We start from the raw sequence: 14433 nt of genomic DNA, 5'->3' as shown, positions 1-14433 counted from the left end.
GCCCTCAGGAAAGTTGCGCGTACAGGTCCACCAGCTTGCGGCCCTCTGCCGCCCAGCTGTATTTCTGCAGCACTGCCTGCTTGCCGGCTTCGCCCAGCGCACGCATGCGCTCTTCATCGGCCATCAGGCTGTTGATGGCGGCGGCAATGGCTTGCGGGTCTTGTGGGTCCACCAGCACGCCGCAACCGGCGTCATCGACGATTTCGCGCCATACCGGGAAATCACTGGCAATCACCGGCATACCGGCGGCCATGTATTCGAACAGCTTGATCGGCAGCGCATCCACGTAATTGGGGGTGGGGAACAAGGTCACCAGGCCGATCTTGCTTTGCGCCAGCACCTGGGCCACGCCCTTGCGGTCCAGTACGCCCAGATCATTCACCCGCGCCCAGCCTGCCTGTGCTTCCAGCTTGGCGCGCAGATCGCTCTCGCTCCAGATGCCGGCCAGATTCAGCCGGGTGGAGGTATCCGGCAGCGCGGCCACGATGGGTTCGATACCGCGAATGCGGCTGATGCCGCCGATATAGCACACCTCGTTCTTGCGGCTGTCCCACGGCGTATCGCGCACCAGCTCTTCCAGAATGGGGAAGTTGCACACATCCAGCACCCGCCCTCCCAGCTTGGCAAAGCGCTTGCGGATATGCGGGGTGGAGGTCACCACCGCGTCAAAGCGCTTGGCGGCCCAGTCTTCCACTGTTTCAAAGCTGCCGGACACCAAGGGACGGATGGCACCGGGAATCCAGTGCTTGGCCAGAATCTGCCGCGGCATGTCTTCGTGCACGTCGTAAATCACCTTGATACCGGCCTGCTTCAGGCGCAGCGCGGCGGGAATCAGCTCCGGGTCGTGAAAATGCACGATGTCCGGGCGCAGCGCCAGTGCCGCCTGATATACCCGGCTGGTGGTGCCGGTCATGCGGGCAAAGCGGCCGCCGGTTTTGGGGCCGACATCATGAAAGCGCACGCCCTTGTTGATTTCCTCGCCCAGGCCATCGGCCACGATCAGGCTCACCTCGTGACCGGCTGCGGCCAGCGTGGCGCACTCTTTCACGAAAATGCGGATGTCGTGACGCGGGTGGGCAGAAGTGAGATGGGCTACTTTCATACGGCAGAATCCTTGTGTGCCGGGCCGGACAACAGGCTGGCATAGAGATCGGCAAAGTGTTGCATATTGGTTTGGTGCAGCGCCTTTTGCGCCACCAGCTGGCGGTTGAGCTGCACTGCCTGTGCTAGGCGGGCATTGTCTGCCGCCCAGTCCATGCCGGCGAGCAGGCTGTCGCTCAAACGGGCAATGTCTTCGGCAATCAGGCCGTTGAGGCCGTCAATCACCCATTCACCATTGGCCGGCAGATTGGACAGTACCGGCAGGCAACCGTGCCCCATAGCTTCCAGCAGGCTGATGCTGGTGGCGTCCGAGCGCGGCACGCTGACAAACAGGCGGGATTCCTGATACAGCGCGCCCAGCACGGCGGAGGACACAAAGCCGGTGAACTCCACCCTTTGCAGCTGCAGGCTGGCAGCAAGGGCTTTCAGACTGTCGGTGGACTCGCCACTGGCGGCCACGGTGAGGCTCCAGTCCGGGTAACGGCCACTGGTTTCCACCTGCTGCCAGGCATGCAGGATGGCATCGATACGGTACAGCGGCTTGTGCAGACGGCAGGACAGCACCTTGTTGGCCTTGGCTGCGATATCCGGCCGCGCCGGCAGCGCGTCCATGCCGAAGTTCAGCACGTCGATACGGCAATCGTCCCCAGCCAGCTGGCGGATTTTCGCCGCCATATACAGCGAATCCGAGGTAATGGCGGTAGCCGCACGCAGATTACCGCTTACCATCTGCCGCATCAGCCGATTACTGTCCGGCAGCAGCAGCACGTCCGAGCCCCAGGCGGTCAGCACCATGGGCACGCGGCTGCCACTCAGCGCACGGCGCGCATGCCAGGCCACGCTATTGGCCTGATGCACATGCACCAGGTCTGGCTTTATCTGGCTCATCCAGCGGCGCAATGTGCCGGCACTGCCCAGTGCCTTCAGGCTGAAATCCAGCCGCAGCTCGCCCTTGAGATTGGCCGGGCGCTTGTCAGCCGGCACCTCGCCATTGCAGGCCAGCCAGATTTCGTCCACATGCGGGGCGATACCGGCGAGGTAGCGCCAGGTGTGTACCGAGGCCGAACCGATCAACAACAGCTTCATTGGATATTTTCTTTCTCGATGGCGCGTAGTTCCGCCAGCAACCGGTCCAGCTTGTGCGCCAGCACGGCATTGTCGGCCACGGCGATATTCATCGGCAGGTTCAGCACTGTGGCGGCCAGCCGCTCGCCCTGCGGTGCGCTGCCGGCCACATAGCCATGGCGGAAGGAGCCGGCCGGGTGAATCACATCATCAAACCACACGCCGATATTCAGCCCGCTAGCCTGACTCAAGCGCCGCGCCAGCGCGGCCTTGTTCGCTACCGGACGGGACAAGGCAAACGGGTAGCGCACCCAGTGGCATTGCACACCAGCGGGCACTTCCCATTGGCGGATAGACGGCAGAGCGGCAAGTGCCTGTTGATAACGCTGTGCCAGCGCCTGCTTGTGCGCCAGCGTGGCCGGCAGATGGGCCAGCTGGCGCCGCACCAGCACGCTGGACAGCAGTGGCATGGCGCGCACCGGATGTGGCATGCCTTGGGTCACTTCGGCATCGGCCGAGCGATAAATCAGCCCCAAGCGGCGGTTGATGGCCATGGTGATGCGGCCCAGCAAGGGCCAGCGTGCACTCAGCAGATGGGCTTTGAGCGTGGCCAGCAAGCGCCATTCATCCGCGCAGGACAGCTCCGGCCAGTCTTGCTGCGGCGCGGCCATGCCGGGCGGAAAGATGGCCAGGCCACCAATGCCGCCGCTCAGGTTCTTGGAATATTCAAAACTGAAGAAAGCGCCATCGTGATAGCTGCCCAGCCATTGGCCATCCAGCTGGCTGGCAAAGCCGTGGGCGGCATCGTCGATAAACTTTACTTGCGGATGGGCAGCACGCAGCGCCTGCGGCACCCGGCAGGGCAGGCCGTAATTGTGCGGCACGATGACCGCGCGGGTGGCCGGGCCAATGGTGGCGGCCAGCACGTCCCAGTCAAAGTTCAAACTGTCCGCTGACACATCGACAAAGCGCAGCGTGGCTGCCAACGCCGGAATCTGGTTGGGCACCACCACGCAGGTATAGGCCGGGACAAGCACCTCATCCCCGGCACCGATGCCGTGTTGCTGCAGCAATACGCGCAGCGCGGCGCGGCCGGTGTCGTACAGGCCGATGCGCGCCTCATCCACGCCAAAGCAGCCTGCCAGCTCGCGCCGCAAGGCGGCACGCTGGAAACTGCGGCCGCGCAGCATGCCGGGCAAGGCCGACAGGTAATCGCACAGGGTCAGTGAATTAGCCGTGAGCATGCTCTTGCTCCAGTTGGCGACACAGCCGGAATACCCAGACCATGTAGATGATGTAATAGACGGACACCGTCACCGATAGCAGGCGGAATACCTGATGCGCATCCTCGCCGGCCCAGTACACCACGCCCAGCGAACCCAGGTTCACCACCACGCCTAACAGGGCAAACAGCAGCGACTGGCGCTGACGCGACAGCACCATCGGCACCATGAAACAGGGCGCAGCCAGGAACATGCAGAAAAAGGACGGCGTCAGCGTGGCGGCAATCTGGCCGGCATCACGCCATTGCTCGCCAAAGGCAAAGGCAAACAGCGGGCCGCCCCAGGCCATGATGATGAGGAAGGGCACAATCGCCAGCGCCGATAGCACCAGCAGCGCCTTTTTCAGCAAGGGGCGCAGACTCTGGCCCTTGGCATGGGCTTCGGCCAGATCGCGGTACAGCACTTGCGAAACGGCTTGTCCCAGCAGGGCAGCAGGTAGTTTCAGCACCCGCACCACCAGGCCGTAATGGCCCATCAGCTCGGCGGTGGCCAGTATGCCCAGCAGCTGCACCATCAAGGAATCCTGCAGCGCCACCACGAAGGCATGCGGCGTGTTGACCAGCGGAAACTCGCGATAGCGACGCAGGATGCGGCCCATACCGCCACTACGGGCGGTACGCAGCCACTGCGGCAGTGCGCGCCAGTCCTGCCGTGCCTGCACCAGCCAGGAGGCGGTCTGGCCAGCGATCTGCGCCAGCAACAGGCCCAGCGCGCCCAGCTTGCCAAAGCCTGCCGCCAGTTGCACCGTCACCATGGCAGCGGACTGGCCCATACGGCCCTGGGCATTGGCGCTATAGCGGCGCTGGCGGTTATTCCAGTTGGTCCAGATCTGGTTATTGGCGGCCACCCAGATCCCCAGCGGCAGCAGGGGCAGCCACGGTGCCATGGCCGGGGCATGCAGCTGGGCGGCAATCCACGGCCCGGCCAGCAGCAGCGGCACGCTCAGCCCCGCCAGCAGCAGGGTATTGAACAGCAGCGCCAATACCATCAGCCGCATGGCGTCGCTGTCTTCTTCCGGCAGCACCACCGCCATGTCGTAACGCCAGGTGGCAATCACCACCAGATTGGACAGCCAGGCGACAAACTGCGTCAGCACACCAAAGTCAGCCGGGCTGTACAGCCGGGTCAGCAAGGGGGTAAACAACACCGGCAGGAACTGCGCCACGGCAGCCCCGCCCGCCAGGGTGGCGACATTGCGGGCAAAGCCGCCCTGCCCCAGCCTGGCCTTGAGTTTGGCTAGCACGCTCAGCCCAGTGCCTTTTTCACCGCAGCGACGATGGCATCCTGGGTGGCTTCATCCAGGAAGGGGTGCATCGGCAGGCTCATCACGCGCTTGCCGGCGGCTTCGGCCAGCGGGAAGCTGCCCTCACCCTGGCCCAGGTGGGCAAAGGCCGGTTGCAGATGCAGCGGAATCGGGTAATGCACGGCGGTGGGCACGCCCAGTTCCTGCAGGGCTTTTTGCACGGCTTCGCGATTGTCCACCTCGATGGTGTACTGGGCGTAGACGTGGGTATTGCCAGCACCGATCACCGGCACACGCGCCACATCTTGCAGCAGCGCGCTGTAACGGGCACCGATGCGCTCACGTGCCGCCACTTCGTCGGCAAAGCTCGGCAGCTTGGCCAGCAGCACCGCGGCCTGGATGGTATCCAGCCGGCCATTGAGGCCGATCACCGGGTGGTGGTAGCGACGGTCCTGGCCGTGAATGCGGATTTCACGCATTTTCTTTGCCAGTTCGTCGTCATTGGTAAAGCAGGCCCCGCCGTCGCCATAGCAGCCCAAGGGCTTGCTGGGGAAGAAGCTGGTGCAGCCGATGGTGGACAGGTTGCCGGATTTCTTGCCGTGCTGGCTGGCGCCAAAGCTTTGCGCGCCGTCTTCGATTACCGCAATGCCATGCTTTTCGGCAATGGCGTTGATGGCAGTGAAGTCCGCGCACTGGCCGTACAGGCTGACCGGCATGATGGCGCGGGTACGCGGGGTGATGGCGGCTTCCAGCAGCGCCGGATCGAGGTTGTAGCTGATGGGGTCGATGTCGACAAACACCGGGGTAGCGCCCAGCAGGGCAATCATTTCGCCGGTGGCAATAAAGGTAAACGGCGTAGTGATGACTTCGTCACCACGGCCCACGCCCAGCGCCATCAGCGCGATCAGCAGCGCCTTGGTGCCATCGCACACGCCAATGGCGTGCTTGACGCCGGTGTAGGCAGCCAGTTGCTGTTCCACCTCTTTGACTTCCGGCCCCATGATGTACTGGCCGTGATCCAGCACCGCGTGGATGCGGGCGTCGATGTCGGCTTTCAGATGCTGGTACTGCGCTTTGAGGTCGATGAACTGGATGCTCATGGCTCGATTCCTTACTGGGGCCGGGCTGTCACCCGGACAGCCGTCAATGATGAAAGAGAAAGGCGTGGCGAAAACTGCCGCGTCTCAGGCCGGTGTGCAGTGATTGCCACCGATCTGGTAAAAGCTGTCGCAGGCCGTGCAGGCATGGGTGCCGATGTCATTGGGCAGCCGCTCGCCGCAGGCGCACATCCAGCCGATGCGCTTGGCCGGCGTACCCACCATCAACGCATAGGCCGGTACATCGCGGGTCACCACCGCGCCCGCGCCGACAAAGGCATACTCGCCCACATGGTGGCCGCAGACGATGGTGGCATTGGCACCGATGGAGGCGCCACGCTTCACCACGGTACGGCGGTATTCATCCTTGCGGCTGACATGGCTGCGCGGATTGTTGACATTGGTGAACACCATGGACGGGCCGCAGAACACGTCGTCTTCCAGCGTCACCGCGTCGTAGATGGAGACGTTGTTCTGGATCTTGACGTTGTTGCCGATCTCGACATCGTTGCCAACAAACACGTTTTGGCCAAAGGAGCAGCGCTCGCCAATGCTGGCTCCACTGCAAATGTGCACCCAGTGCCAGATACGGGTGCCGGCGCCGATGCGCGCGCCATCATCAACGATGGCAGTGGGGTGTACGGTGTATTGGGTCATGTCCAGGCCTCGTGCTCAGATTCAGAAAAACAGGAAAAAACCGTCGGCAAAATACACCAGGCCCAGCAGCCCCACCGGCAGTGCCGCCAGCCAGATCAGCTTGCGCTTGAACAGACCGGCGATGGAAGAAATCAGGATGGCCACCTGCAGGAAAATCACCGCCACGCCAAAGGGCTTGCCCTGGCGCTGGGCCGCATCGCGTTCGGCCTCCAGCTGGCGCGCCATTTTTTCGATGTCCTTGCGTTCGGCGGCATAACGCGCAGCCTTGTCACCCACTTTCTTCAACTGGACCTGATAGTGCTCGCGCTGTGCCGGGCTGGCGGAAGCTGGCAGGCTGTCCAGCTCGAACTGCAGCCGTTCCCGCTCGACATCATACAAATTGCCCTTGATGCCTTTGGCCTGATAGTAGGCCCACTGGTCCGAGGCCTGGGCCTGGGCGATGACGCTGCGGGTGGAAAAACCGCCCCCCTTGAAGGTGGACAGCGTGGCGCATACGGCCAGGATGACAGTGGTGAGCGCCAAATAATTCAGCCAGGGATCTTTCTTTTCTTCAGCCATGAGTGTGTTTCAGTATTGCTCTATGCCAATCGGTATCACAGGCCGGCCCGCATGTTACGGGCCGGGATAAGGCTCAATAATCCGGATATCCCCGGAATTAATCTGTCTCTTTACTCAAATTCAATTTATAGCCGGACTCGGGGGTGACCAGCTCTACGCTGCCCGGTGAAACGCTGACCAAGGATTTATTGAACGGAATCTTATAGGCCGAGGCGATATCCACGGCAATGCGATACCGACTCAGCCCAGGCTGTGCCGGAATAAAGGTAGGAGCCTGGAAAACATTCAAGGCATTGGCAACCACGACTTGTTTCAGCACACCTTCACGCTGCCAACTGACTTGCCATGGCCCGATGTCACCATTGCCCATCGTCAGCACCTGGCCATTGTTGTGGATCAGCGCGGCCCCCAGGCCACTCATCCCCAGAGAGGAACGCGGAGAAGGTTTGCCGGGCAATGGCTGGCCATCGGGCTGAACAAACTCAACCACCCAGTGATCACCATCCGCCTTGGCTTCCAATAAACGAAAGGTCGGAGGGAATGGATCAGTCGTCAGCGTGACACCACCATCGGCCTTCTCCCACAGACCGGAAGCCTCTCCTTTAATCCCGGAGCCCAGTATTTCAAATGAAAAGCGATGATCGGCTTTTAATTCAAGCTTGGTCGCTACATAGCCACCCTGCTTGTACACACCCACCACGCTTTCAGCAGCCTGTGCGATACCAGCCATGCCAAGCAAGGCCAGGGACACCATCAATGCCTTCATCGCTACTCTCCTCCGGGACATTCCTAACTTGAATCAGATCAATAATCCAGCGGCAGGCTGACACGGCGGCCATCGCGTGCCGACAGATACATGGCGATCAGCAGTTCCAGCGACTTCAGCCCTTCGCGGCCGTCGGTTTCCGGTTCGGCCTTGCCCTGCATCACGTTGATCACGTTGTCGTAGTACAGCGGGTGACCAAAGCCGTAAACGCTGGTGGTGGCGTAGCTGGCGTTCTTGATTTCATCGTCCATGGCGTGCGGCTCGGAGAATTCCCAGTGCTGGATTTCATTCACCGCCACACCACCCACCCGTACCGAACCCTTTTCACCCAGGATGGTGATGGAACCTTCCAGGTTCTTGGGGTAGGTCAGCATGGTTACGTTCATGCTGCCCAGCGCGCCGGAGCGCCATTTCACGCTGACGGTGCCGGTGTCTTCCACCTCGATATTGCGTGCCAGTGTGGCGGTGTAGGCCTGCACGCTTTCCACCGGGCCGATCAGCCAGTCCAGCAGGTCGACATAGTGGCTGGCCTGGTTCATGAAGGCACCGCCGTCGAATTCCCAGGTACCACGCCAGCCGCCCTGGTCGTAATAGCTTTGCGGACGGGTCCAGAACACATTGACGTTGACCATGTAGATGCGGCCAAAGCGTTTTTCCTGCATGGCGCGCTTGAGCAGTTGCAGGGTGTCGTTACGACGGTTCTGCTTCACCACGAACATGCGCTTGCCGGCCTTGTCGGCGGCTTTCACCATGGCCAGGCCATCTTCCCAGCGGGTGGCCATCGGCTTTTCCGTCATCACGTGGAAGCCAGCCTCCGAACATTCGATGCTCTGGTTCGGGTGCAGGCCGGAGGGGGTGGTCAGTACGATGATGTCGGCATTGGTAGCGGCCAGCATGTCGGTGAGATTGCTGTGACCACGGGCGCCGGTGCGTTCTACGGCAGCTTGCAGCGCAGCCGGATCAACATCACAGACATCGACCAGTTCAGCGCGATCGGCATGCTTTTCCAGCGAGCCGAAATGGTTGTTGGCAATGCGGCCACAGCCAACCAGCGCGAAGCGGATCTTGCGGTCGGTAATCGGGGCGTGGTGTACGGTTTTCATGGTGGGTTCCGTTCTGTGCTTAAACGGCAAAAGGCGACCGTGGGGTCGCCTGCTTGCGTCATGCCGTCAGGGTCAGGCCTTGACGATGTGGTCGGCGGGTTCCAGATACTTGCCACGGCTGTCGACGATCAGCTGGGCATGCTCCTTCAGCGCTGCATAGTCGAACTTGTCGTGATCGGTAGCCAGCAGCACGCAGTCGTAGCTGGCGATGGTGGCGGCATCCAGCGCCACGCTGGACAGCGCGAAGTGGTGCTCGCGCATCTTGGGGAATACCGGCACGTGCGGGTCGCTGTAGGATACTTCTGCGCCCAGATCACGCAGTTTTTCCATCAGGAATACCGACGGGCTTTCGCGCATGTCATCCACGTTCTTCTTGTAGGCAATGCCCAGCACCAGCACGCGGCTGCCATTGATGGCCTTCTTGCGGATATTCAGCGCAGCGGCCACTTTCGCGACCACATAATCGGGCATGGCGCTGTTCACTTCACCGGCCAGCTCGATGAAACGGGTGTTCACACCGTATTCACGCGCTTTCCAAGTGAGGTAGAACGGGTCGATCGGGATGCAGTGGCCGCCCAGGCCCGGACCCGGATAGTAGGGTACGAAGCCGAAAGGCTTGGTGGCGGCAGCGCGGATCACTTCGTGAATGTCGATGCCCATCTTGTCGGCCACGATCTTCATTTCGTTGACCAGGCCGATATTCACCGCACGGTGGATGTTTTCCAGCAACTTGGTCATTTCCGCAGCGCGGGTGGAGGATACCGGCACCACCTTGTCGATCACCGCGCTGTACAGCGCCACGCCGATTTCCTGGCAGGCCGGGCTGTAGCCGCCGCAGACCTTGGGAATGGTGCGGGTGGTGAAGTTGGGATTGCCCGGATCTTCACGCTCCGGCGAGAACACCAGGAAGGCATTCTCGCCCACCTTGAAGCCACGGGATTCCATGCGCGGCAGCAGTTCTTCGTCGGTGGTACCCGGATAGGTGGTGGATTCCAGCGATACCAGATGGCCTTCGCGCAGATAGGGCACCAGGCTGTCCATGGTGTCCAGTACGAAGCTCAGATCCGGCTCGCGGTATTTGTTCAGCGGGGTCGGCACACACAGAATCAGCGTGTCGGCTTCCGGCGCGCGGGAGAAATCGGTGGTGGCTTCAAAACCACGCTCCAGCGCGGTGGCGATGCTGTCGGCGCTGATATGCTCGATATAGCTCTTGCCGGCAGTCAGGGCATCAACCTTGCTCTGGTCGATGTCAAAGCCCAGTACCTTGTAGCCCACTTCGGCAAAACGCAGCATCAGCGGCAGGCCGACATAGCCCAGACCCACGATGCCGATGACGGCGGATTTGTCCGCGATACGGTTAAGCAGTTGCTGCTTGATCACAATGATAGTCCCAACAAAGTAAAAACCTGCCATGGCCGCCCACGGCGACCATGCACTGAATTCGGTAAAGTCCGGCAGTGTAGCGAAGCTTGCCGCCAGGCTTGTTGATCTGGCGCATCACCCTGCCCTGACACTGGCGCGGCACATTATACGCCTGCTTGTCACGCCGCTGGGGTTACCAAACGTGACAAATCGCCCGACAAGGCAGCAGGTAGCACACTCAGATCAGCAGATGCCCGGCCGTGCTCTGGTTGGTCTGTTTCAGCCGCTGGACAAAATCGCCAAACTCCAGCCCGAAGCGGCATTCCATGCGGTCGGCCCGCTCTTTCAGCGCCTCCCACTGGGTCAGTGTGGGGCTCTGGCGGAAAGCCATCACCGCCACATTGCCATGGCTGGCCGAAGGCAATTCCAGCACGCGGCCTTCGAATACTGTGAGCAGGCGCTCGACAAAGCTGTGATAGCGCTTGTCGCCGCTCCACCAGTTGGTGACGAACACCCCATGCGGGCTGAGTGCACGCTTGCAGTCTTCGAAGAAGTCTTCGGTGGTCAGCTCGTCCACGATCTGCAAGCCATCAAAACCATCCACCAGAATGGCGTCGGTGGAGCCACGGAAAATCTTTACGTAATCCGCACCGTCGGCCTCGATGATTTCGAAGAAATCCCCCTCTTCCGGCAGCTTGAAAAAGGCACGCGCCACGGCAATGACCTGCGGATTGATATCCACCGCCACGCTGACTGCGTCCGGCAGGTATTCGTCGATGAAGCGGGCGAAGGAGCCGCCGCCCAGGCCGATCTGCAAGATATGGCGCGGGTCGTCGTTCCACAGCAGGAAGGCCATCATGGCGCGGCTGTAGGACAGCACCAGCTCGGCCGGCTCGTCCATGTCCATCGAACTCTGGATGGTTTCCGAGCCCAGATGCAGCGAGCGGATATTGCCGGCTTCGGAAATCTCCACTTCCGGCATGTCTTCTACCGCGGCACGCACGCGGCGGCGAAAAGGGTGCAAAGCTCTACGCGCCACAAGCGCTCCCCTCGCCCGGCTTGCGGGAATCCAGAATACTGATGGTGCGACGTGCAGGCGTCTGCGCTGCTTCTTCACCATCTTCAAGCGGCATGGGCGGATCGCGGAACTCTTCCTTGTCGAAGGCGGTGTCGCCGTTCTCGAAGGGGCTGTCACCGGTTTGCAGGCCGACAAAGTCGAACAGCCCGGTATCGCACAAATGCGACGGCACCACGTTTTGCAGGGCGCGGAACATGCTTTCCACCCGGCCGGGGAAGCGCTTGTCCCAGTCGTTGACCATTTCCTTGACTACCTGGCGCTGCAGATTGGGCTGCGAGCCGCACAGATTGCACGGAATGATGGGGAACTGGCGCAAGTCGGCGTAGCGGATGATGTCTTTTTCGCGGCAATAGGCCAGCGGGCGGATCACCATGTGCTTGCCGTCGTCCGACACCAGCTTGGGCGGCATGGACTTGAGCTTGCCGCCGTAGAACATATTGAGGAACAGCGTGTGCAGGATGTCGTCGCGATGGTGACCCAGCGCGATCTTGGTGGCACCCAGTTCGTCCGCTACCCGGTACAGGATGCCACGGCGCAGGCGCGAACACAGGCTGCAGGTGGTCTTGCCTTCTGGCACCAGCTTTTTGACGATGGAGTAGGTATCTTCCTCGATGATGCGATATTCCACACCGATGGACGCCAGGTAACCAGGCAGCACGTCTTCCGGGAAGCCAGGTTGTTTCTGGTCCAGATTCACCGCCACGATGGAGAAGTCGATAGGGGCGGATTTTTGCAGACCCAGCAGGATGTCCAGCATGGTGTAGCTATCCTTGCCGCCGGACAGACACACCATGATCCGGTCGCCCTGCTCGATCATGTTGAAATCATTGATGGCATCACCCACATGGTGACGCAGGCGCTTGGCCAGTTTATTACCCTCGAAGGAGGCCTTTTTGGCCTTGTCGTCGAGTACGGCGTTCTGTTCGGACATGGGGTACGGCTAAGAAATTGAAAAACAGGCGATTTTACTGTTTTTCCCCGCCAAAATCCACGCTCTTTCCCGGCATGGCCTGCAGCTGTGGTGGCCAGACCTACAGCACGATGCTGCGCCCGCCGTCCACCGCCAGAATCTGGCCGGTGACATAGCTGGCATCCAGCAGCAAAAAGGCCACTGCACGGGCGATATCATCCGGCTGACCGGTGCGCTGCAGCGGAATGGTGGCTTCGATGGCCGCGCGCTCGGCCGCATCGAAAGAGGCTTCGCCCTCCGGCCACAGATTCACCCCCGGTGCCACGCCGTTCACCCGCACATCCGGCGCCAGCTCCAGCGCCAGACTGCGGATCAGCTGGGCATGGCCGGCCTTGGCCAGGTTGTACACCACGTGGCGCTTCATCGGCCGCTCTACATGAATATCGGAAATGCCGACAATGGCCCCGCCACTGCGCCGCAATGCGGGTGCCAGCGCCTGGCTGAGGAACAGCGGTGCCTTGAGATTGCTGCCCATCAGGTCGTGCCAGGCCAGCTCATCGATCTCACCCAGCTCGGTGGGGAAAAAGCTGGAGGCATTGTTGACCAGGCCATCCAGCCGGCCAAACGCCGCCAGCGCCTGCGCTGCCAGCTGCTGCAAGCCCTGCGTATCCAGCAGATCGGCCTGCACCAGCCGCACCGAACCCGGACGCTGGCCATTGAGCTCGGCCGCCAGCACCTCGGCCTCACCGCGCGAGCCGCGATAATGCAACACCAGCCGCACACCACGCGCATGCAACAGGCGGGCAATGCCCGCGCCTACCCGGCGCGCCGCACCGGTAATCAACACCACGCGCTGTTCGAGCACCTGCTCGGCTGCTTCTTGCTGTAGCACCATCTGCTGTTCATCTCCGAATGGTTGCCCGCTGCCGGCGACCCGCGCCAGCCAACGGTAGACGGCAACAAAATGCGCGCTGCCTCTTCTCCCGCGCCCTGCTTTCGCCCACAATCGCCGCACATTGTAGCAGGATGCATTCCATGACCACCTTACCCGCCCCCAGCACGGCGGCACTGGCCACCAGCCAGGCACTGTGCACCCATATCCGCCAGGCCATCAGCGACGCTGGCGGCTGGATTCCCTTTTCCCGCTATATGGAGCTGGCGCTGTACGCGCCGGGCCTGGGCTATTACTCGGCCGGTAGCCACAAGCTGGGCAGCGCCGGTGACTTTACCACCGCACCGGAAATGTCGGCCTATTTTGGTCGCACCCTGGCCCGGCAGATTGCCGAGCTGCTGCCGCAAACCGCCGGCAAGCTATATGAATTCGGTGCCGGCACCGGCAAGCTGGCCATCGACATCCTGACCGAACTGGAAAAGCTGGGCTGCCTGCCGGAACAGTACATCATCATCGACCTGTCGGCCGACCTGATCGAGCGCCAGCAAACGGCCATCCGCGCCACCCTGCCCCATCTGGCCGACCGCCTGCAATGGCTGAGCGTGCTGCCGGCGGAACTGGACGGCGTGGTAATCGGCAACGAAGTACTGGATGCCATGCCCTGCGAGCTGTTGCACTGGACACCCGAACCGCAGCAACGCGGGGTGGCGCTGGAGGGCGAGCAATTCATCTGGCAAGACCGCCCCATCCAGGACCCGGCCCTGCAACAACCGGCCGCAGCGCTGAATATCCGGCAAGAGGGCTATATCAGCGAACTGAGCCTGAGCAACACCGCCTTTATCCACACCCTGGCGCGCCATCTGGTGCGCGGGGCCATCTTGCTGGTGGATTACGGCTACCCGGCGAGCGAGTTCTACCATCCGCAACGTCATATGGGCACGCTGATTGGCCATTACCGCCACCACACGGTGGATGACCCCTTCTTCCTGCCCGGCCTGATGGACCTGACCTGCCACGTGGATTTCACCGCCATTGCCCAGTCCGGCATCGACGCCGGGCTGGACCTGATCGGCTACACCACCCAGGCGCAATTCCTGATCAATGCCGGCATCACCCAGCTACTGGGTGAACTGGATGCCGACGACAGCGCCAGCTATCTGCCGGTGGTGGCCATGGTGCAAAAACTGCTGTCGATGCAGGAGATGGGCGAGCTGTTCAAGGTGATCGGCTTTGGCCGTGGCGTCAGCATCGACTGGCAGGGCTTTAGCCAGGGCGACCGCTGCCACACCTTGTAAGGCGACAAGCCCGCCGCAGGCCG

Annotated in this window: 14 protein-coding genes; 1 reads left to right on the top strand and 13 read right to left on the bottom strand. The window is 61.8% G+C overall.

Going from position 1 to position 14433, the window contains the following annotated elements; translation table 11 throughout:
• Positions 1 to 4: 4 nt before the first annotated feature.
• From H2Z84_RS16755 to H2Z84_RS16695, 13 genes are all read right to left on the bottom strand, one after another.
• Complete coding sequence (locus H2Z84_RS16755) at positions 5 to 1102, bottom strand: glycosyltransferase family 4 protein (RefSeq protein ID WP_181836945.1); 1098 nt, start codon at positions 1100 to 1102, stop codon at positions 5 to 7.
• Positions 1099 to 2187 (bottom strand): glycosyltransferase family 4 protein, encoded by a 1089-nt coding sequence (locus H2Z84_RS16750; protein ID WP_181836944.1) that lies wholly within the window; start codon positions 2185 to 2187, stop codon positions 1099 to 1101. The genes H2Z84_RS16755 and H2Z84_RS16750 overlap by 4 nt, the downstream gene beginning before the upstream one ends.
• Complete coding sequence (locus tag H2Z84_RS16745; RefSeq protein WP_181836943.1) at positions 2184 to 3410, bottom strand: DegT/DnrJ/EryC1/StrS family aminotransferase; 1227 nt, start codon at positions 3408 to 3410, stop codon at positions 2184 to 2186. Before H2Z84_RS16745 ends, H2Z84_RS16750 begins: the two co-directional genes overlap by 4 nt.
• Positions 3397 to 4692, bottom strand: a complete 1296-nt coding sequence (locus H2Z84_RS16740; RefSeq protein ID WP_309545492.1) for a lipopolysaccharide biosynthesis protein — start codon at positions 4690 to 4692, stop codon at positions 3397 to 3399. The genes H2Z84_RS16745 and H2Z84_RS16740 overlap by 14 nt, the downstream gene beginning before the upstream one ends.
• A 2-nt stretch (positions 4693 to 4694) precedes the next feature.
• Positions 4695 to 5792 (bottom strand): DegT/DnrJ/EryC1/StrS family aminotransferase, encoded by a 1098-nt coding sequence (locus H2Z84_RS16735; RefSeq protein WP_220272871.1) that lies wholly within the window; start codon positions 5790 to 5792, stop codon positions 4695 to 4697.
• Positions 5793 to 5876: 84 nt separating this feature from the next.
• Positions 5877 to 6446: an acyltransferase gene (locus H2Z84_RS16730; protein ID WP_181836942.1), complete on the bottom strand. Its 570-nt coding sequence runs from the start codon at positions 6444 to 6446 to the stop codon at positions 5877 to 5879.
• Between the two features lie 21 nt (positions 6447 to 6467).
• On the bottom strand, positions 6468 to 7004 hold the full coding sequence (locus tag H2Z84_RS16725; protein ID WP_181836941.1) for a DUF4337 domain-containing protein: 537 nt from the start codon (positions 7002 to 7004) through the stop codon (positions 6468 to 6470).
• Between the two features lie 97 nt (positions 7005 to 7101).
• Positions 7102 to 7770 carry a hypothetical protein gene (locus H2Z84_RS16720; RefSeq protein WP_181836940.1) on the bottom strand — a complete coding sequence of 223 codons (669 nt, stop codon included), beginning with the start codon at positions 7768 to 7770 and terminating at the stop codon, positions 7102 to 7104.
• 38 nt (positions 7771 to 7808) lie between these two features.
• Positions 7809 to 8873 carry a Gfo/Idh/MocA family protein gene (locus H2Z84_RS16715; protein ID WP_181836939.1) on the bottom strand — a complete coding sequence of 355 codons (1065 nt, stop codon included), beginning with the start codon at positions 8871 to 8873 and terminating at the stop codon, positions 7809 to 7811.
• 72 nt (positions 8874 to 8945) lie between these two features.
• Positions 8946 to 10250 (bottom strand): nucleotide sugar dehydrogenase, encoded by a 1305-nt coding sequence (locus H2Z84_RS16710; RefSeq protein ID WP_181836978.1) that lies wholly within the window; start codon positions 10248 to 10250, stop codon positions 8946 to 8948.
• Positions 10251 to 10473: 223 nt separating this feature from the next.
• Positions 10474 to 11274 (bottom strand): polyamine aminopropyltransferase, encoded by an 801-nt coding sequence (locus H2Z84_RS16705; RefSeq protein ID WP_309545491.1) that lies wholly within the window; start codon positions 11272 to 11274, stop codon positions 10474 to 10476.
• Complete coding sequence (ttcA, locus tag H2Z84_RS16700) at positions 11264 to 12244, bottom strand: tRNA 2-thiocytidine(32) synthetase TtcA (RefSeq protein WP_181836937.1); 981 nt, start codon at positions 12242 to 12244, stop codon at positions 11264 to 11266. The genes H2Z84_RS16705 and ttcA overlap by 11 nt, the downstream gene beginning before the upstream one ends.
• A 100-nt stretch (positions 12245 to 12344) precedes the next feature.
• A complete protein-coding gene (locus H2Z84_RS16695; RefSeq protein ID WP_181836936.1) occupies positions 12345 to 13118 on the bottom strand; it encodes a pteridine reductase in 774 nt (257 codons plus the stop codon).
• A 140-nt stretch (positions 13119 to 13258) separates the two neighbouring features.
• Here H2Z84_RS16695 and H2Z84_RS16690 point away from each other — a divergent pair, with 140 nt between their 5' ends.
• The gene (locus H2Z84_RS16690) at positions 13259 to 14410 is read left to right on the top strand and encodes a class I SAM-dependent methyltransferase (protein ID WP_181836935.1); all 1152 of its coding nucleotides are present in this window, start codon (positions 13259 to 13261) and stop codon (positions 14408 to 14410) included.
• Positions 14411 to 14433: the final 23 nt, after the last annotated feature.

The sequence above is a fragment of the Aquitalea aquatica genome, from assembly GCF_013911085.1.
Taxonomy (GTDB): Bacteria; Pseudomonadota; Gammaproteobacteria; order Burkholderiales; family Chromobacteriaceae; genus Aquitalea; species Aquitalea aquatica.
This window is presented reverse-complemented; position numbering and strand designations above follow the sequence as displayed.